The organism is Deltaproteobacteria bacterium (assembly GCA_016931625.1).
Classification (GTDB): Bacteria; Myxococcota; XYA12-FULL-58-9; order XYA12-FULL-58-9; family JAFGEK01; genus JAFGEK01.
On the sequence record JAFGEK010000164.1, the window covers coordinates 1 to 19608 of the forward strand.

A 19608-nucleotide genomic window follows, 5' to 3' on the forward strand; every position below is an offset into this window, starting at 1 on the left:
GTAGAGAGTTTTACTTAACTCCTCGTCATTCCTACGAAAGTAGGAATCCAATTCCGATAAAAGTGAAAAATGAGACTAAGAGTCAGCATCACCCACCCTCGACGCGGTGCCTGGCACTCTTGGTTTCTGCATCTATGCTTCTAAATCTAATATTTCATAATTTTTTAAAATAATCGATTGAAATTCTGGTGCAATTTGATGCCAATCTAGAATATCAACGCAAAAAGGTAGTTCAGAAAATTCAAAATCATCTTTTAGTCTACGAATAATTTTTGGATCAAGAGCACTATCGCTGACAATGGCTATATCTAAATCAGAATAAGTATTTGCATTACCTTGAATACGTGAGCCAAATACGCGAATCTGTGCATTAGGCACATACCTATTTAAAATATATCTAATATCCTCGATATATTTTTGTTCTAAATCAATCATTACTTGCTTTTATACGTTCTAATAATAGACGCACATCGTTAATAAATTCTTTTGCAGTGTCGATAACTGCCTGTGCGACAAAAGAGTCGTAAGTGTGTACAGTTTCATTGCGAGCTTGGTGATAATCCATCCATGTATCAACATCATTAATAAGACGGTGTTGCGCCGCAAGACGAAATAAATGGCGACGAGAAATACCTTCGGTTTCAGTGCGGCCAAGATTGCGTGTTAGCCACCGTTGTATAAATTTCCATGATAATTCATAAGTAAATTCAAAATTTTGAATAACACCAGCACGTAATACTTCTATTTGTGACGTATTCCAAGACATAGAATCTGCACTTGCTAATACCGATAAGGCATTAGCAAAAGACTCGATAGCCCGACGTAGACTGCTAAGATCTAAATAATCCATTAACATATTGAAATATAATAATATTAATGCTGAAGAAAGTTAATTGTTATTTTTATTGTATTGCTAGTATTTTGACTCAGTAGTCAAAACACTAGCTAGTAATTTGACTATATGATAAATTTTTTCGTATATAGTAATTTGTCATGATACGAGGGTCCTTTATGCAGCGTTATCTTGCAGAAAATATAAAAGCTGATTTATCGAAAAAAATGGTTTTTTTAGCAGGTCCGCGCCAAGTTGGTAAAACTACACTTGCAAAAAATATACTTTCAAACCAAGGCGCCTATTTAAATTGGGATGTTGATAGTGACAGAGCCTTATTATTGCAGCGGCAAATACCAACAACAGATTTAATTGTTTTAGATGAAATTCATAAATATCGACAATGGCGCAATTTTCTTAAAGGGCTTTATGATGGTTCGCGCGAGCGAAAATTACACATATTAGTAACAGGCAGTGCTCGTCTAGATTATTACCGCCGCGGTGGTGATTCATTGCAAGGTAGATATTATTTTTATCGGCTCCATCCTTTAAGCCTAGCTGAATTGAGTGATAAAAGTAGTAATACTTTACAGCAATTGTTAAGTCTGGGTGGTTTTCCTGAACCATTTTTTTCCCAAAGCCAACGCGAAGCAAGTCGTTGGTCACTTGATTATCGTACACGTTTAATTCGTGAAGATTTACGTGATCTAGAAAAATTTGAGGATTTCGGTAGCATTGAATTAATGCAGCAAAGATTACCTGCGCTTGTTGGTAGCCCATTGTCGATAAATGCTTTGCGTGAAGACCTGCAAGTTAGTCATCATTCAGTTAAAAGATGGCTTGCGGCGCTTGAGAGACTATATGCGATTTTTCGTATAGCGCCATTTGGGGCGCCACGCATTCGCGCGGTTAAAAAAGAACAAAAGCATTATCATTTTGATTGGACTTTAATTGCTAACAAAGCCTTACGTTTTGAAAATTTGGTGGCTTGCGCCTTGCTAAAATGGGTTGATTGGCAACGCGATATTGAAGGTAAAGAGTATGAGCTACGATATTTTCGTGATGTTGATAAGCGTGAAGTAGATTTTGTTATTGTGCATCAAAACGAGCCCTATATGTTTATTGAATGTAAATGGTCAGATACCGCAGCAAGCCCAGGCTTAAGGTATTTAGCGCAACGATTTCCTAAAGTGCCAGCGTGGCAAATTGCTGCTTTAGGCACAAAAGATGTTACTACTCTTGATGGCATTCGCCTTGCCCCAGCAGTAATCTTCTTAAGCACTTTAGTTTAAAAAAATAGCATTGGTGTCTGGCACCAGTTGTTTGTGCACCAGTTGTTTGTGGCACCAGTTGTTTGTGGTTGTTTGTGTTTGCGGCACCAGTTGTTTGCTGTTTGCGCACGAGTTGTTTTGCTGTTTTGCGAATTTAAGTGTCGCAAATTGAAACAAAGGCGTGTGTCATTTTGCGACATCTCTTTAGTTCAAAAACCTATTAACATGGTGTCTGGCACCATTTTTGTTTAATGAATTCAACGCCATAAAAAAATCGCAATCCCATAAACTATTTTTTAACAAGATGGCATGCCGCTTGCTTAATGAATTATGCAAACCTTAAAAGGGGGCAGTTATGACGCGAACTAAGTATCTTGATAACAACAACTTACCATCATCTAATGAATATTTGTTTTCATTATCAATCCCAGCAAGAAAGAAATTAACTAGACGTGAAGCAATTAGACGTAGAAAAGCTGAGTGTTCGGTATTTAAACAAAAGACAAAAGCAACTGAAAATCTAACGACAATACCATGGGGATCAATTAATTATAAATCAAATCTCACAAACTTTCTTGCTGGGCTTCAATCTGCAAATGACAACACCTTGCAAAAATTTATCAAACAAGTAAAAACAAATTCAGCAATCGCCAAAATAAACGTCAATCAACGCATACCTGTCACTAAATCACCTGAAGCATTAGCAAACCATATTGCATCCAAAGGTAATTATAATACCGCTACTTGGGAAAATGAGCGCACTTTTGATTTTATTGATGTTGTTCAATCGCATTTTGAAGAAAAAGCTTTCATAACAGATTTTATGCGTGCACTTGGACCTGAATTATGCACAAAACTTACACATCAGTCAGTTGATGCTATTGCACGTCGAACTTACAAACAACCTAAAAAATATGATAAAGACTATCCATTGTTAACTTTAAAAACCATTGCACAAGCATTTGCACAAACACCTGAAAGCTTTCAAAAACAAAGTGCCGAAATTGCAAGTCAAAAATATTTATTAGCTGGATTAATTTTTGCTCAACCTGTTTACCCGACTAATAGCCTTGATACTGCACGCAGTGTATTTTTAATCGAATGCGAACAGATTGCCATTAGTGACCCAAACAATATTAATGATAATAACGCAGACCTAAATCAAAATGATGCTAATAAAAAAGAGAACAAAAAACTCACCAAAAATGATATTTATCTTACCGCAATGATAGCTAGCAAAATACTTTCATCTGACCGAAAACTTGCTGAAAAATATTTTAACAAATGGTCCTATGAACAAACAACTCAATTATTTAGCAATGATCTACTACGACCCATAAATTTACTAGATACCCAAGCTATCCCAAAATCGTTAATACCTAACGGCAGCGAACAATTAATTATTATGTCGACAACTGCTGCATCAAACACCAAGATGGGTTCAGATGAATTTAAAACAATAATTTTTCGTGAAAGTATTTTAGCATTAAAAAGTTTCAACCCAGAAAAATACCAACGCGATGATCTAATAAGTGCTTTAGAAATTATGTTTGTCACCAATTACTACAGTATCATTGACCTCTTACACAGCAATGAATCAAACAGTCTGACTTACGATAAGACTAAGGAAACTCTCGCAATATTTCTTGCTTATGCGATATTCAATAAAAATTCAAAACATGATTCATTCATAAAAATTTTTCAAAAAATTATAGCTAACACACACACTCAAATGCTTAATCCACAAAACAAATATAAAGATTATTTTCGTAACGAATATGATAACAAATGGTATGCCACTTGTTTAAACAATATCCTTAACGCATTTACTCTTGGACACATTTTTTATTCAACAAAACTTGCAAAAAATAAAAGTGAGCGTGAACAGGCAATTGATAGCATGGTAACCATTTTACAACTTGTTCTTCCTAAACACAAACTCACTGGAGCCCTGCTTTCTAGTGCCAAAAAAATGATTAATAACTATGCCAATAGCAACCACAAAGAAAAAACTAAAAATATACAACAACTATTAATTGAATTTAATGACAATATCAAACAAGACGTTCAAAAATTTGATAGATGTTTTGAAACTGATGTTAGCACTACACTAAAAGGAGACCCCAATGAACAATATATTGGTTTTTTAAATCTAACATGAATTTTGATAAAAACTAGCTAGTCAAAAAAACAATACCATCAGGTAGTATAATTTTGTAGCCAAAAGCGATATAAATCGTGTATGTATGATTACTTTTTTAAGTAGGTGTTTTTTTGCTTTACTTTTGTTTTAAAAATTCATTTTTAAAAAGGGGAGATCATGTTTAATCACCAACATTATCCCGTCAATTTTAAAATCATAAAATCATCGCCCAAAAAGTTTCTATCATCTGTTATCTATTAGGGCTTATCGTAACTAACACCGCTTGTTGGGCTATAGCACCTAAAGATGATACCAAAAGCACTGCTGAAGATTGCCCAAACGGTAATGAATGTGCCTCTGGCTATACTTGTCTATCAAATAAAAAATGTGTGCGTTTGGTACTGCCTTATTGTGATAGCTCTTCTGCAACAAATTGCAGCGCCTTTACCGCTGGTCAAAGCTGCTCTAACAATAATGGTGCAGTAACCCCTTGTTTCGCTGGTGCTACCAATTGCAATGGCGGTTGCGCTGTTTGCGATTGCCCGCCAGCAGATACAAACGACCCTAATTCACCAGCAAAAGCTGATTGTAATAACGATGAATTAGTTTGGGGTAATTGCAATGCTTCGCTATGCACTTTAGGGCAAGTGCATAGCTGTTCGTCATGCGAAGATGATTGTGTTAAAAATCTCAACCTTGCTAGTATTGGTGATACTACAACAACAAAAGCAATATGCGTTGAGGTACATTCATCGATAAGTGGCGTTGATAAAACCTCATCACCACTCTACCAATGTCAAGCTGCCAATGGGGCCATTTGCCAAAAAGGTTATGTAGATGCCGACGAGGATATTGGCCTTTATGGCAATAACGGTTGTGAATGTAATGTGGCTGAAGGGTTATGCAGTGCCTTGGGCAATTCTGCCTGTGATTTAGCAATTAACCAAGCGGTGCTAGCTGGTAATACTGACAGCGAGCCCTTAGGATGTATAAACTATTATATAGATAGTGATAATGATGGATACGGTAACTTGGCACTTGCCCCAAAATGTTTATGTAGCCCTACAGCTATTTATACTGCATCTACTGGTGGTGATTGTAACGACGACAATAAACAAATAAACCCTGGCGTTATCGAACAGTGTGATGATATTGACAATAACTGTAATAATCAAAACAATGAGGGTGAAAATACAATAAATTGCAACATATATTACGCTGATAGTGATGGTGATAGTTTTGGCTTTGGCGAACCAAAATGTATTTGCAATCCGACTGGTGTGTTAACCGCAACCAACGGTGATGATTGTGATGACAACCCAACAGCCTGTGGCGCAGCTTGTTACCCTGGGGCCAATAAAAAATCCGATGGTTATGACCATGATTGTGACAAACGACCTGATTATTTAGTAAGCCACTTTGTAGGACCTACAGGTGGGCCTGGGTTTAAAGATGGCATTGGTAGCGCAGCCACATTTTACCGCCCCACAGGTATTACCAACGATGGTACTAACCTATTTGTGACTGACTCGCAAAACCACACCATTCGCAAAATTGTCATCGCCACCGGCGAAGTATCGACCATAGCAGGTAGTGCTGGCATTTGGGGTTCAACAGATGGCGCAGGTATTAACAGCGCGTTTAATTATCCATATGGCATAGTTTATATTAAAAATAAACTCTATATAGTTGATAGTAGCAACAACGCCATTCGCCTTCTTGATTTATAGCGTTGCCCGCACATTATTTTGTTTAAGGCAAATTAGCTAAAAATCGAGTTGCTGACACAATACGAACTTTAGTGCGGCCGATGTCGGGCAGGCGTCTTTCATTTTTAGCATTAAGCACTACTTGAAAGGCATAGTTCGGCTGCACTCTTTCAACAAAATATCGTAAACTTGGTGCTAATTCGCAATCTGATAATTTTGCTTTTATTGCTATCCAGGGTTTATGTTCTTTTAGCAGCACAAAATCAACTTCATGACCTTCGCGATGGCGAAAATATCGCAATTGCAAGCGCTCGCCTTCAACATCTGCGGCCCAATCAATAGCGCGCCATAAATGCGTTGCAATTAAATTTTCAAACCGTGCACCTTCATTAGGGCAACGAGACCAATCATAAAAATATAATTTTTGTTCTTTTTTAACGCTTTTAATTTTTGGTGGTCCATAAGGAGAAATTCTGAATATTGCATCAAGACGCTCGAGAATGGTTAGCCATGAACGTACTGTTTCAAATGCTACCTCTAGATCTTCACGCAAACTATTTATTGATACTATACTGCCAGCAATATCTGATAGACGGTCATACAGTAACTCCATCCGCTCAATTTCACGAACTTGCGAAAGCGAGCTAATTTCTTCATATAAAATACGCTGCGCATAGGCTAAACGCCATCGGGCTGCGGTGCGAGACGAACCTGAAAAAAGCGGCTCTGGAAATCCACCCAGTATAATCAAATCATTAAGTTTTTGTTGAGGCGGCGCCACTGGCAATTCGGGCAGGGTATTAATCTCAGCAAATGGCAACCCGCAAAATTCAGAATAAGTAATAGGATGCAAACGATGTGGAAAATAGCGGCCCTGCAGCGAATCACCTCCACGACCAAATAATTCAAGACGAGCGCTGCCAGTAACTAGAATAGATATCTTTTCATTATATGTATCTGCAATATCTTTTAAAAAAGCTCGCCAGCGTTTATATTTATGCAATTCATCAAATACCCATAGATTACTATCAAGATTAAGCTGACGTTTTTGAATTGCTAATCGATCTGGTGCCGCATCCCAATTAAGATAAGTCCCCGTTTGTTTAACCAGCAAACGTTTAGCTAGGGTAGTTTTACCACACTGTCGCGGGCCAGATAATATGACCATTTTATTTGTTAAATCTTCAGCAATATTTGCAAAAATTCTTCGCTGCAGCATATCGACAATTTTAGACTATACTCTAAAATTGTCCAGACAAAATTAGAGTAAACTCTAAATTTGTTGTACCAGCTCTTGCAGTATTTATTGAAAACTATAAGAAAAACCGTTTTCAGGATAAAACCTATTAACCACCCTTGCGCAGCTCAACCAGAACCAGCTTGGCGATAGCTTTAAGAGTATCAAACACACCATCACCGCGAGTTGCCGAAGCTTCAAAATCAGGTACCTGACGTGGATTTAGCAAACGCTTGAGCTCTTCAACATCTGCAGCGTTAGGCAAATCACGTTTGTTGTATTGAATAACAAATGGCACTTTATCGAGATCGTAGCCTTGTTCGCTTAAATTGGTGCGCAAATTCTCAAGCGATTCAAGATTGGCTTCCATACGCTCAATCTGCGAATCAGCGACAAATACGACACCATCAACGCCTTTTAAAATTAACTTACGGCTAGCGTCGTAAAAAACTTGGCCTGGCACCGTGTAAAGATGAAAACGAGTCTTAAAACCTCTTATTTCACCAAGTGATAAAGGCAAAAAGTCGAAAAACAAGGTTCGCTCGGTCTCGGTGGCGAGCGATATCATCTTGCCTTTAGCGTCAGGGTTAGTTTTGTTGTAGATGTACTGCAAATTAGTCGTTTTTCCGCATAAACCGGGACCATAGTAAACGATTTTGCAGTTAATCTCACGTGAACTGTAATTAATAAATGACATGGCGGCTCGGTTGATTCTCGCCCATTTTAGCTAAAAAGATTATCGATGTCGTCATCGGTAATCTCGCCAAAGGGTGTTTCCTGCGACTGCTGCTCCGCTTTAGCCAGAATCATTTGAAAGATTTTGGTTAATTCTTCGCTGCTTTTCTTAACCCGCAATCGTACTAAACCAAGGCTAGAACGTTGGTCAAACATAACCACCAAAATAGCCCGTTGAGCGACGATTGATAGGTGAAGATTATCTTTCTCTCCTTCATGAAAGACGTTAGGAAACTCCTTTTCACCAATAAGTTTGGCAAGACCGCTGGTCGCGGCATAATTGCCAGCAGTTAACGAAGCCAATGATGTCGTATCGAGATCATCGATTTCGCCACTAGACGTAATAAATTGGCCGTTTTTATCAACTAATAAAACGGCTTTTGCATTGGCTTCACGATTAAGGCGTTCGCAAACCGCAGCGATTTGTCGAAACTCCTCTTCGTACAGCACCATTTGCTGCTCAACCATAGGCACCCCAAAGGTCCAATCCTTAATACCGATATCAAAGGACTCGAACCCGTGCAAGCAAGCTTTTGTATGTTAACTTAATATATATCCTGCAGAAAAAACTCGGCGCGGTCAAAATTTTTTAAAACTCCCTTCTCTCAGCCAATGCCCGCCCGAGCGTAGCTTGGTCTATAAATTCTAACTCACCGCCAAGTGGTATTCCGGCAGCAAGTCGCGATAAACGTACCTTTGTACTACGTAATAATTGACCGATATACAAGGCGGTAGCGTCACCTTCAACATCAGCATTAGTTGCAATTATTACTTCTTGAAACTTCTCGCGCTGTACTCTTTCATAAAGTTCATCAAGAAAAAGATCTTTTGGCCCAATACCATCAAGCGGGGCTAATGAACCATGTAGTACGTGATAAAATCCGCGATAGCTACCACAAGCCTCGATTGCCCTTAAATCCTCAACTCCTTCAACAATGCATAATAAATGCTCATCACGACGGGCATCAGAACAAATATTGCATTGAATAGATGTAGCCAGATTATGGCAGGTTTTACAAAGCACTACTTTATCTGCAACTTCGGTAAGTGCCTTAGCTAAATCGTAGGCAAGCGATTGCTCCACCGGATATTTGCGTGATTCGGCAATAATATAAAAAGCCAAACGAGCAGCCGAACGCACACCTACGCCGGGCAAACGTCCAAGCTCAAGAATAAGATGTTCAATAGGATCTAAACTCATCGTAACATCGCGCAATTATTAAAATTTTAGCGATCAACCACCACTTGAATTAGGCTTATCGCCACCAGTAAATTGCGAAATATCAATACCCATATTTTTGCCTAAATCGCCTACACGTTCTCGTAGCGAATCGGCAATTTTGCTTGCAGCCGAATTAATTGCTGCGCGTACTAAATCTTCAAGTAAGCTAACTTCGCTTGCAACCATGGCTTTCTTATCAATATGAACCTCAACGGCTTCATAGTTGCCATTCATTACAACTGAGACCAATCCAGCACCAGCTTCGCCTTTGACTCTAATATTGCCAACTTCTTTTTGTGCTACGGTTAATTGGTCGCGTAATTGGCCTGCCATACGCATAATGTCATTGATATCCATAAGCTGCCTCCTAATTCATTCATCTTGTTTGTCATTTATTTGATTAGCAAGCGGCACAACCCCAGTAATTTCGCCACCCAATACTGATATTGCTTGACGCACCGCGGGATGTGCAACTGCAGTTGACTCTAAATCACGTTGGCGTTGTTTTTGATCTTCATCTTTTTGGGCTGCTATTGAAGTAGTTACAGTTTTTGCCTGGGTATCTATTGGTGTTAATATTAATTTTACTGGTTGGCCAAATTGTTGTTTAAGCAAACCTTCAACCGGCGCACGAAACTCTTTATCGTGAGCTGTATCCCAATAAAAAGTTTTTGGCACAAAGCCAAGTTCAACACATTGTGGCGTAAACTGTAATAAATGTGCATGCTCAAGCACTGAAGCAAGTGCCGGTTTTAATTCACGAACTCTATTAATAAGACGTGCCCAGCCGAGATTAATTACCTCACGATTAGTGTTTGAATCGTCACTATGGATACCCGGTTGTGCTGGGGTGACTACAGAGTCAACATTATCATCATTCCCGTCTCGAAAGCGGAAATCTGGACCAGCCTGTTTTTGAATATCATTTTGGATCCCCGCTTTCGCGGGGATGACGTTATTTTTAGCTTGCGCGTGGATGTTATCATTTTTAGCCTTTGTGGGGATGACATCATTTTTAGCCTTCGTGGGGATAACAGTACCTTGCTGCGCTGCATTAGTTGCACTTATTTTTGGAGTACCACTGCTTAGGCCTGAGCCTTTTGCACCACTAGTTGGCGAACTACCATGAGGTCCGTCACCACCTTTAGCTATCGTATCAAATCTGTGTACTAAATCAGCCAAGCTTGACACCGGCTCAATTTCAAGCAGACGCAACAAACCCATCTCAAAAGTAACCCGGGGATGTGGCGAGCGATTAACATCTTCGGCCACTGCTACTAGTCCTGAAAATAATCGATGCAAATCTGGCTTGCTAACAGTTTGTGCTTGTTGACTCAGCGTTTCGATTTCAACAGGTGAACGTGCTAAAACAGCCTCTGAGGGGTTGGGCATTACTTTTACCACCATTAAATCGCGTAAATGCTCAACTAAGAGACCGGCAACATCACTTAAATCATGACCACGAGCATCAACTTCAGCTACTAAATCAAGCAAGGTACTTGCTTGACGAGTCAGCAAGGCATGCGCAAGAGCAAAAATAGTTTCGCGTTCAACAATACCAAGTGCCTGACTAACTTGTGCATCGTTAGGATTATCTCCTGCAAAGCTTAATACTTGGTCAATTAGTGATAAAGCATCACGTACCGACCCTTGGGCTTCACGGACAACAGCGGTGATGGCGGTGGCGCTTAACGAAGCCCCTTCGGATGCTAATATTTTTTTTATATGTTCAGTTTGATCACGTACGGTGGCACGACGAAAATCAAAACGCTGGCATCGAGATAAGATGGTAATAGGGATTTTTTGTGGTTCAGTTGTTGCAAAAATAAATTTTACATGTGGTGGTGGCTCTTCAAGAGTTTTAAGCAACGCATTAAATGCTGCCGTTGAAAGCATATGCACTTCATCAATGATATACAGCTTATAGCGACCACGACTTGGCAAATAACGAACCGCTTCGCGCAGTTCACGAACATTATCAACGCCAGTATTAGAAGCGCCATCGATTTCAATAACATCAGTTGCAGCGCCACTAGTAATATCTTTGCATGCACTGCAAGCGTTACATGGCTCAATAGTAGGTCCGCTTTCGCAATTTAACGCTCTAGCTAATACACGCGCCGTAGTCGTTTTACCTACACCACGAGCACCCGTAAATAAAAAAGCATGATGCACGCGCCCAAGTTTAATGGCGTTCATCAAAGTGCGCACAACGTGCTCTTGACCGATTATCTCGTCAAAGCGAGTGGGACGATATTTTCGAGCAAGGACTAAATACGACATAGGCTTAATCTATAGGCATAAGTGGTGGCGGAGCGAGAGGGATTCGAACCCTCGGTACCTTGCGGTACACACGATTTCCAGTCGTGCACCTTCGACCACTCGGTCATCGCTCCTTGAAAAATGGTGATAGCTCGACGGCCCAACACCCCAAAAATACCACTACCGTTGCTTCCTTCCGGACCTGGCGGAGTTTGCGGCGCTTTGATTGCTGGCGCCGAGCTATCCCAACTTAAAAACCATAAATACATAGCTGGCATTGTAGCCAGCGGTTACTTTTGTTTATAGTCTGCTCTTGTCAAACAACAAACTTAAAATGGCGGAGCGAGAGGGATTCGAACCCCCGGTGCCTTGCGGCACACGTGATTTCGAGTCACGCGCCTTCGACCAGCTCGGCCATCGCTCCAAATACGAAAGGCGCTTGTCCTACTCCAACGCATTGCGGATGACAAGTCACAACTGATATCAAGACGTACTGTTATGCTTTACCGTCGTAGGTGTTTTGTGCTTTGCTCAGCGCCAATTAAGGCAAAAAAATAACGACATTGATGACATAAACATAATTAAATACCCCTGAGGTTTATTGCGATGATGCACTTTTCTCATTTTTTGCTTACTTTTTGCTTGGTTACTATTGTTTTAGTAAACGCGACCGCCAAAAACCCAAACCTACGTGAACTTGCCGATAAAAAAGGAATTTTATTGGGTACGGCTGTTGCCCCAGATAATTTAGACGACCCCAAATTTGTAAAAGCACTGATAAATAGCTGCAATGTAGTAACCCCAGAGAATCAATTAAAATGGGAGCGTGTTCATCCTACCCCTAAAAAGTACGATTTCTCGGGTGCAGATAAGATCATAAATTTTGCTCAAAAACACAAAATGTTAGTGCATGGACATAATCTCACCTGGCACCGGCAAAATCCGGCTTGGCTGGCAGCATCATACAAATCAAAAGAACAATTTTTGGCTACGCTTAAAGCTCATATTGATACCGTGGTTGGTCGCTATCGCGGTAAAATCTATGCTTGGGACGTTATCAATGAACCAATCGATGATAACAATGGCAAGCTACGTGATAATCTCTGGCACTTCGCAGTTGGCCCACAATACATTGAGTTAGCTCTTAAATGGGCGCATGAGGCTGATCCGCAAGCTCAGCTATTTATTAACGACTTTGGCGTTGAAGAGATAAATAAAAAATCTGATCGTCTCTATGAGTTAGTCAAAGATCTTAAATCCCGCGGCATTCCTGTTAATGGGGTTGGCTTGCAATTCCACATTGATGGTCAATATCAACCTGATTGGGGCAGTGTGGTAAAAAATATTAAACGGTTTAGTGAATTAGGAGTAGTTATAGAAATAACTGAACTAGATGTAAGAATGCAAATGCCCCCCAAAGAATCTGCACTAAAACAACAAGCACGTATCTTTGCAGAAACTATGCGAGTGGCATTGGCTTTTAATTCGGTCAAAGCTTTTATCATGTGGGGATTATATGATGGGTACTCTTGGATACCGATGGAAATACCTGGTACAGGAGCCGCTTTAATTCTCGACGAAGCATTTCAACCAAAACCATCATACCTTGCAATGCATGATGTTTTATCTAAACCAAATCCAACATTAAAATATTTTGATCGTTATATGCAAAAAGCAGGTCAAGCGCGCGTCTTGCCGACCTTTAGGGCGGTTAGGGCAAAAAAATCTCCAAAAATTGATGGCATTGAGAATAATAACGAATGGGATGGTGCAATTGCCTACCCATTTCTTTATAACCAATTAAATAGCGCTGATTTACGACCACCCTCTTTATTAACCAATGACCAAGATATATGGGGCAACTGGCGACTAATGTATATTGAAGATACTTTATATGGGTTGGTACACCGCAAAGATGATATTACCGATACCACAAGCAATAATCCCTGGGATAATGATTGTATTGAAATATTTTTTAGTATCAACGGTGAATGGAAACAATACCGAACAATAGTTGGTAAAGGTTGGCAAGAAGATAATAATGTTACGGGTGAAGCTGTATGGAGTAAAGACGGCTCAGTTTTAGAATTTTCAGTAAAAATGCCTCAAAATCTTAGTGGAATAACTATCGGATGGAATACCGCTTTAGCCGACAATGATGAGCTAGGTGGCAGTGTACGTGAATGCCAACTTTATCCCGTAGTGGGCAATAATACCGGATGGCAAGGTAAAGGTTTTGCAGAGCTCACCTTTGCCAACGCTGAAGGCAAATTTGTTGATCAACAAAATATTAGTAATCCACCGCCATTTGTGGCAACGCAAATAAACAAAGAACAACAGCCTAAACTTGATGGTAATAGTGACGATAGTTGCTGGCGTGATGCAATAATTTATCCGTTAGGTTATAATCAACTATCTGTAAACGATCAAAGTATACCCAAGTTACAAGACCTTGCTGGTGATTGGCGCGTACTAATTAGTGGTAATACTATTTACGGATTAGTTACCAGGATTGACAATAAAACTATTACTAATAACCCTCAACTATATAATAACGACTTAGTTGAAATTTCATTTTTAATAGATGGGCAACAAACTACTTTAATAACTTTTGTTGGGCAAAATTTTGAAAAAAATGATTATATTCAAAATGCCACTGCGATTTGGAGCAAAGATGGTAAAATTCTTGAGTTTGCCGTCGAATTACCCAACACTGAACTATTAGGCCAACAAATTAGCTGGTCAATTGGGTTAATTGATGCAGATAACAATGTAAAAGCATCAGCGGCACTGAATGGGCTATTTCCATTCAGTGGATATAGACAAAGCTTAAGTGAAAACGCTGACAAGCCTAAAGAATATGGGCGATTGCAATTGTAATAATTAAGAATTATTATATTATGACTACAGTAATAATTTTCAACATTTGATTATTTAGTTACAAATTATTGCCATGTTAAATTTTGAAAAAAAAATACCTCAAATTAACACTATTTGTCATTCACTATCTGTGAAACGTCTTGGACTTTTTGGCTCGGTATTAACTAATAGCTTTTCACCAAATAGCGATGTTGACGTATTAGTGGTTTTCGATTCGGATGATAATATTGATTATTTTGAAAATTATTTTAGATTAAAAGAACAACTCGAAATCATTTTTGAACGTAAAGTTGATCTTATTGTTGATAAACCATTTAAAAATTATGTGTTTAGCAAGGCGGTCGAACAATCAAGGTTAACGATATATGAAAGCAGTTTATCCGCTATAATATCGCCTTTCATTCTCAGTTCCATATTCTCTGTTCTTTAAATACTCAGTTCAAACTTCCCTCACTTAAAGATAAACAGTCGGCCATCACATAAAATGAAGATTTAAAGAACAGAAAACAGAGAACTGGAAATTTTAAGTGAGTTTATTTGTAATCGTGTCTATTTAACATATTCTTGGCAACAACTCACCGCTGGCCATACGCAACGATCTCCGACCACCTGCTTTAGTACGCAACTCAATACTTGAATCACCAGAAGTTACTGTACCTATTTGCACAGCATCGCGACCTAAAGGATGAGCACGTAATGCTGTTAAAGTTGCTGCTGCTTGTGACTCTGGCACTATTGCAATAAGTTTGCCTTCATTAGCTACATATAAGGGATCTAATCCTAAAAGCTCGCAGGCTGCTAAAACTTCTGGTGTCACTGGAATAACAGTTTCTTGTAATTCAATTTGCACTTGCGCAGCTTGAGATAATTCGATCAAACTTTGTGCCAAACCACCACGAGTAGGATCACGCAAGGCATGTACAGCAATATTTGCTTGGCGTAGTATTTCGACTAAAGGTGCCAAAGTTGCAACATCACTAGTTATTGGTTTGCTAAAAGGCATACCTGGCCGAGCGGTCATAACTGCCATGCCATGATCACCAATTGTTCCACTCACAATAACCGCATCACCAACTTTAATATCACGCGGTTGTGGACGAAAATTAGCATCAATACGACCAACCGCCGAAGTGGTAATAAAAATACCATCACAAGCATCATGTGGTACAACTTTAGTATCACCTGCTACAATATCAACACCAATGGCATGAGCCTCTCGTGCCATTGAGGTAATAATTAAATCTAACTCACTTAATGGTAACCCTTCGGCCAAAATAAAAGCTGCCGTCAAACCAATTACATTAGCACCTACCATGGATAAATCATTTAAGGTACCGCAAATTGCGAGCTTACCGATATCACCACCTGCAAAAAAACGTGGGGTAACCACAAATGAATCAGTAGTGAATGCTAAGTCATTTATTACCCCACTATCTTGCATAGTATCTAAAATAGGATTGCTAAATGCCGGCATAAAATGACAAGCTAGCAATTCTTGAGTTTGACGTCCCCCTGAACCATGTCCAAGCATAATAGTTTCGTTTTTAATCATAACTTTTTCTCACTCTTGTATTTATAAATGCTTGGTTAAACTTCGTAATAGCGGGCTGCACAACTACCTTCTGAACTAACCATACATGCACCAATCGGATTTTCGGGTGTACAAGTTTTACCAAATAGTGGACATAATACAGGATCAAGTATGCCACGTAAAACCTCACCACAATGACAACCAACTGGTTCAATTGATTTTTTAAGTGATACCGAGAATTTCAGGGCTGCGTCAAATTTAGCATATTCTGAACGTAGCCTTAGGCCACTATGAGCGATTATGCCAAGGCCTCGCCAAATACTATCACAAGGTTCGAATACTTGGGATAAAATGTGACGCGCCCGTGGATTACCATTTATATGTACCACTGCGCTATAACAATTTTCGACGACGGCTCTGCCAGATTGACATTGCGCCACTAAACAAGAAAGAGCACGAACTATCTCAATCGCCTCAAAACCGGCGATGACGCATGGTACATTATACCGAATAGCTAACTCTGTGTATGCACTATGGCCTAAGACAACACTGACATGACCTGGCGCTAAAAAACCATCAAGTTTCAATTCATCAGAATTGGCTAACATTGCCATAGCTTCAGGAATAGTTTTATGAGCGCACAATACAGAAAAATTATTTAGCCCTTCGCGTTGTGCATTAAGAATAGTTGCTGCAATTATAGGTGTAGTGGTTTCAAAACCAACACCTAAAAAAACTATTTCACGGCTCGGATGTTCACGTGCTACTTTTAATGCTTCAAGTGGTGAGTAAACCACTCTAATATCCGCACCTCTGGCTTTTGCATGAATAAGATTATTAGTGATTTCATCACTATCTGGTGACCCAGGAACTCTTAATAAATCCCCAAAAGTCGTCAATGTTACCGATGAAAGGTGTGAGAGAGCTAAAGCATGATCAATATAACTAACCGGAGTAACACACACTGGACAGCCAGGACCTGAAACTAAATTTATTTGTGAAGGCAGAAGTGAACGCAAACCACTTTTAGCAATTGCCATGGTATGCGTCCCACATACTTCCATAAAAGTAAGTGGTGGGCCTTGATAAGCTGCTATATCATCAAGTAACGCTCGTATTTCATAAGCGGTACTACGATTGCTTTTTCTATATTGGATATATGGAAGATTATTTGCCGATGATTGATTGGATGTCATAGCTTAAAAAACCATTATGATAGGCGATCGAATATGGCTAAAGTCTCTCGTGCTTCATCTACGGATAATGATTGAATCGCAAAACCAGCATGTACAATAACATAATCGCCCACCTGCACATCATCTACCAAATCTAACGACACAGATAATTCAACACCGTTGATTTGCACAACCGCACTATTTCCTTGACGTCGTATGATTTCCATCGGAACAGCTAAACACATCTGTTTTTTGCCTTTGCTTAGCTATAACCTACAGGTTACATGCAGCGCAAGCAACCTGACCTACTGCAATCGCGCCATCACCTGCAGGAAATTGTATTGGTTGTAATACTCTCACACCTGCGTGCAAAAGATTACCAACTATTCGACGAGTCAATAGCCGATTTACTATAGACCCACCTCCGAGAGCAACTATACTTTGGTTCGATGATAATGCAGCAAATGTCAATCCATCGGCGAGACCATTATGAAAACGCGCCGCTCTGATTGATATTGATGCTTTATCTTTTACAAGTGCAGTGATCAGAGCGCGAGTATCTAACATGTTGTTTATCAATGGTAGAGGATATGCATCATTAACAGCAGAATCAGCGATAGTTTCAAGACGCGCTGCAGCTTCACCTTCGTAATCAATACGTTCGGGAGCAATACCAAGAATTGCCGCAACCCCATCAAATAACCGACCAACACTGCTAGTAAGTGGAGAAAACTCTCGCATTTGTGCTATGGCTGCAAAATTCTCAACAAACCCTAACATACCAATTCGTCCAAGATCTGCATCATACAACAAACTAGTTGCCATACGCATAGGCTCAATAGTTGCTTGGTCGCCTCCTGGTTGTGCTATTGGTCGTAAATATGCGTGGCGTTTAACCGTGGAATAATCACCAACTAATATTTCTCCACCCCAAATTGTGCCATCATAGCCATAGCCTAATCCATCTATCATTATTCCACATACATTTTTATTTAAAGCAATAGCATGCTCACAAAGTACCGCCGCCATATGAGCATGATGATGCTGTACTTCTACTATTGGAATATTAGCAAAAAGTTTTGTTGCCGCTAAACGACCAGAGCCTTCAGGATGCAGATCAACAGCAATAATATCAGGTGAAAAGTTATAAAATGCTAACGTGCGCATAATTTCATCAAAATAGGCTTTTAGTGTTCGCGAATTATCAAGGTCGCCAAGATGACGGCCAACTGTTAGCATTCCTTGATTAAGTATGGCAACGGTTGCTTTTATTTCACTTCCTAAAGCTAATATTTTCTTCGCAGGTAAAAAAGGTGTACTAATACTAACGGGTACATACCCACGTGAACGCCTTATACCAATATTTTCACTTAAACTATGAGTTTTATTGTTCATGGTTCTAACAACACTATCATCACAGGCTAAGTAAATTTCACGATCATGTAAGAGAAAAGCATCCGCAGGAAGATTAGCTACAGCCTCTTGATTGTCTGTAATCATAGGTTCACTAGAACGATTACCAGAAGTAAGAACAATAGCATCTAAATCATCATTAAAAAGTAACTCGTGAGTACCAGTATAAGGTAAAAATATTCCCAGATCACCAAGGCCTGGTGCGATAAGCTCAGTATAAGGTGTTGCTTTGCATAGAGGTGCTAACACAATTGGAGCGGCATAACTTGTTAATATCTTTTTTGCAGCAACACTTAAAGTAACTAAAGAACAAGCAACCTTAATAGTATGAACCATTACTGCAAATGGTTTGCGTAAACGATACTTTGCTTTACGCAATCTTTGTATTGCATTAATACTACGAGCATTTACCGCGAGATGAAAACCACCGATACCTTTTATTGCAACAATCTTATCTGCTAATAATAATTTTCGTGCTGCAATAATAGCAGCAACACCATTAACATCACGATTAATTGGGGGATTAGTATCTTCACCTTTATTAATAAGCCATGTTTGTGGACCACACTTTGGGCAACTTATGGCTTGTGCGTGATAGCGACGATCACCTGGGTTTTCATATTCGCGTTTGCATTTTGTACACATAGGAAACTGATTAAGTGTGGTGTGCTCGCGATCATAGGGCATAGCTGTAGTAATGCTGTATCTTGGACCACACTGTGTGCAACTAATAAATGGGTGAAGATAGCGACGATTACTTTGGTCATACATCTCTTTACGACAATCACTACATAAAGCACCATCAGGAGCCAGACTTATCGTTCCACTTGCGACATTTTCACTGGCAATTATTTTAAAAGTAGTTTCCTTATCACAAATGGGTATAGCACTAATATTTAGGTGTTCAATTTTGCCAGGCGTTTTCAATTCACTCTGCAATCTTTCACAAAAGCTCAATATTTGTGATAAATTGCCTTGTATTTCTATACTGACTATCCCACCGTTATTTTTTACTGTTCCACTAAGTTTAATGGCATGTGCAAGATGATAAACAAATGGGCGAAAACCAACCCCCTGTACAATGCCACTAACTAAGATATGACGACGTTCAATTTTAGTTGTCATAAAATGTCACAACGCTTTAAATTACAAAATTCATTTGCTGATAATGTAGAACAATTATTTCTATCAATGATAG

At 39.4% G+C, this 19608-nt stretch carries 17 protein-coding genes, 2 tRNA genes and 1 other RNA gene; 5 read left to right on the plus strand and 15 right to left on the minus strand.

The window, feature by feature from the left end; genetic code table 11:
• Positions 1 to 132: 132 nt before the first annotated feature.
• The gene (locus JW841_14055) at positions 133 to 435 is read right to left on the minus strand and encodes a nucleotidyltransferase domain-containing protein (GenBank protein ID MBN1962063.1); all 303 of its coding nucleotides are present in this window, start codon (positions 433 to 435) and stop codon (positions 133 to 135) included.
• Positions 428 to 850 carry a nucleotidyltransferase substrate binding protein gene (locus tag JW841_14060; protein ID MBN1962064.1) on the minus strand — a complete coding sequence of 141 codons (423 nt, stop codon included), beginning with the start codon at positions 848 to 850 and terminating at the stop codon, positions 428 to 430. Before JW841_14060 ends, JW841_14055 begins: the two co-directional genes overlap by 8 nt.
• 161 nt (positions 851 to 1011) lie before the next feature.
• Between JW841_14060 and JW841_14065 the strand changes: the two genes are divergently transcribed.
• The 3 genes from JW841_14065 to JW841_14075 all read left to right on the plus strand — a co-directional run bounded on the left by JW841_14065 (position 1012) and on the right by JW841_14075 (position 5976).
• A complete protein-coding gene (locus JW841_14065) occupies positions 1012 to 2124 on the plus strand; it encodes an ATP-binding protein (GenBank protein ID MBN1962065.1) in 1113 nt (370 codons plus the stop codon).
• A gap of 334 nt (positions 2125 to 2458) precedes the next feature.
• Positions 2459 to 4264, plus strand: a complete 1806-nt coding sequence (locus tag JW841_14070) for a hypothetical protein (GenBank protein MBN1962066.1) — start codon at positions 2459 to 2461, stop codon at positions 4262 to 4264.
• Between the two features lie 371 nt (positions 4265 to 4635).
• A complete protein-coding gene (locus tag JW841_14075; protein ID MBN1962067.1) occupies positions 4636 to 5976 on the plus strand; it encodes a hypothetical protein in 1341 nt (446 codons plus the stop codon).
• A gap of 22 nt (positions 5977 to 5998) precedes the next feature.
• Here JW841_14075 and JW841_14080 read toward each other — a convergent pair whose 3' ends face one another.
• The 9 genes from JW841_14080 to JW841_14120 all read right to left on the minus strand — a co-directional run bounded on the left by JW841_14080 (position 5999) and on the right by JW841_14120 (position 11835).
• A complete protein-coding gene (locus JW841_14080; GenBank protein ID MBN1962068.1) occupies positions 5999 to 7174 on the minus strand; it encodes an ATP-binding protein in 1176 nt (391 codons plus the stop codon).
• A gap of 127 nt (positions 7175 to 7301) precedes the next feature.
• Positions 7302 to 7889, minus strand: coding sequence for a GTPase domain-containing protein (locus JW841_14085; GenBank protein ID MBN1962069.1), 588 nt, complete (start codon positions 7887 to 7889; stop codon positions 7302 to 7304).
• A 26-nt stretch (positions 7890 to 7915) separates the two neighbouring features.
• Positions 7916 to 8395 carry a roadblock/LC7 domain-containing protein gene (locus JW841_14090; GenBank protein ID MBN1962070.1) on the minus strand — a complete coding sequence of 160 codons (480 nt, stop codon included), beginning with the start codon at positions 8393 to 8395 and terminating at the stop codon, positions 7916 to 7918.
• Between the two features lie 121 nt (positions 8396 to 8516).
• Positions 8517 to 9128 (minus strand): recombination protein RecR, encoded by a 612-nt coding sequence (recR, locus tag JW841_14095; protein ID MBN1962071.1) that lies wholly within the window; start codon positions 9126 to 9128, stop codon positions 8517 to 8519.
• Positions 9129 to 9161: 33 nt separating this feature from the next.
• On the minus strand, positions 9162 to 9506 hold the full coding sequence (locus JW841_14100; GenBank protein MBN1962072.1) for a YbaB/EbfC family nucleoid-associated protein: 345 nt from the start codon (positions 9504 to 9506) through the stop codon (positions 9162 to 9164).
• A gap of 15 nt (positions 9507 to 9521) precedes the next feature.
• Positions 9522 to 11432 carry a DNA polymerase III subunit gamma/tau gene (gene dnaX, locus JW841_14105; protein ID MBN1962073.1) on the minus strand — a complete coding sequence of 637 codons (1911 nt, stop codon included), beginning with the start codon at positions 11430 to 11432 and terminating at the stop codon, positions 9522 to 9524.
• 25 nt (positions 11433 to 11457) lie between these two features.
• Positions 11458 to 11545, minus strand: a tRNA-Ser gene (locus JW841_14110).
• 13 nt (positions 11546 to 11558) lie between these two features.
• An RNA gene (ffs, locus tag JW841_14115) (signal recognition particle sRNA small type) lies at positions 11559 to 11652 on the minus strand.
• A gap of 94 nt (positions 11653 to 11746) precedes the next feature.
• A tRNA-Ser gene (locus tag JW841_14120) sits at positions 11747 to 11835 on the minus strand.
• Positions 11836 to 12017: 182 nt separating this feature from the next.
• Between JW841_14120 and JW841_14125 the strand changes: the two genes are divergently transcribed.
• A complete protein-coding gene (locus JW841_14125; protein ID MBN1962074.1) occupies positions 12018 to 14291 on the plus strand; it encodes an endo-1,4-beta-xylanase in 2274 nt (757 codons plus the stop codon).
• A 130-nt stretch (positions 14292 to 14421) separates the two neighbouring features.
• Complete coding sequence (locus JW841_14130; GenBank protein ID MBN1962075.1) at positions 14422 to 14721, plus strand: nucleotidyltransferase domain-containing protein; 300 nt, start codon at positions 14422 to 14424, stop codon at positions 14719 to 14721.
• 123 nt (positions 14722 to 14844) lie between these two features.
• Here JW841_14130 and hypE read toward each other — a convergent pair whose 3' ends face one another.
• The 4 genes from hypE to hypF are packed head-to-tail and all read right to left on the minus strand — an operon-like array spanning position 14845 to position 19535.
• A complete protein-coding gene (gene hypE, locus JW841_14135) occupies positions 14845 to 15843 on the minus strand; it encodes a hydrogenase expression/formation protein HypE (GenBank protein MBN1962076.1) in 999 nt (332 codons plus the stop codon).
• 35 nt (positions 15844 to 15878) lie between these two features.
• Positions 15879 to 17018 carry a hydrogenase formation protein HypD gene (gene hypD, locus JW841_14140; GenBank protein ID MBN1962077.1) on the minus strand — a complete coding sequence of 380 codons (1140 nt, stop codon included), beginning with the start codon at positions 17016 to 17018 and terminating at the stop codon, positions 15879 to 15881.
• 14 nt (positions 17019 to 17032) lie between these two features.
• Entirely contained in the window at positions 17033 to 17242 is a 210-nt protein-coding gene (locus tag JW841_14145) for a HypC/HybG/HupF family hydrogenase formation chaperone (GenBank protein ID MBN1962078.1), read from the minus strand.
• Between the two features lie 28 nt (positions 17243 to 17270).
• Positions 17271 to 19535: a carbamoyltransferase HypF gene (gene hypF, locus JW841_14150; GenBank protein ID MBN1962079.1), complete on the minus strand. Its 2265-nt coding sequence runs from the start codon at positions 19533 to 19535 to the stop codon at positions 17271 to 17273.
• Positions 19536 to 19608 lie beyond the last annotated feature (73 nt).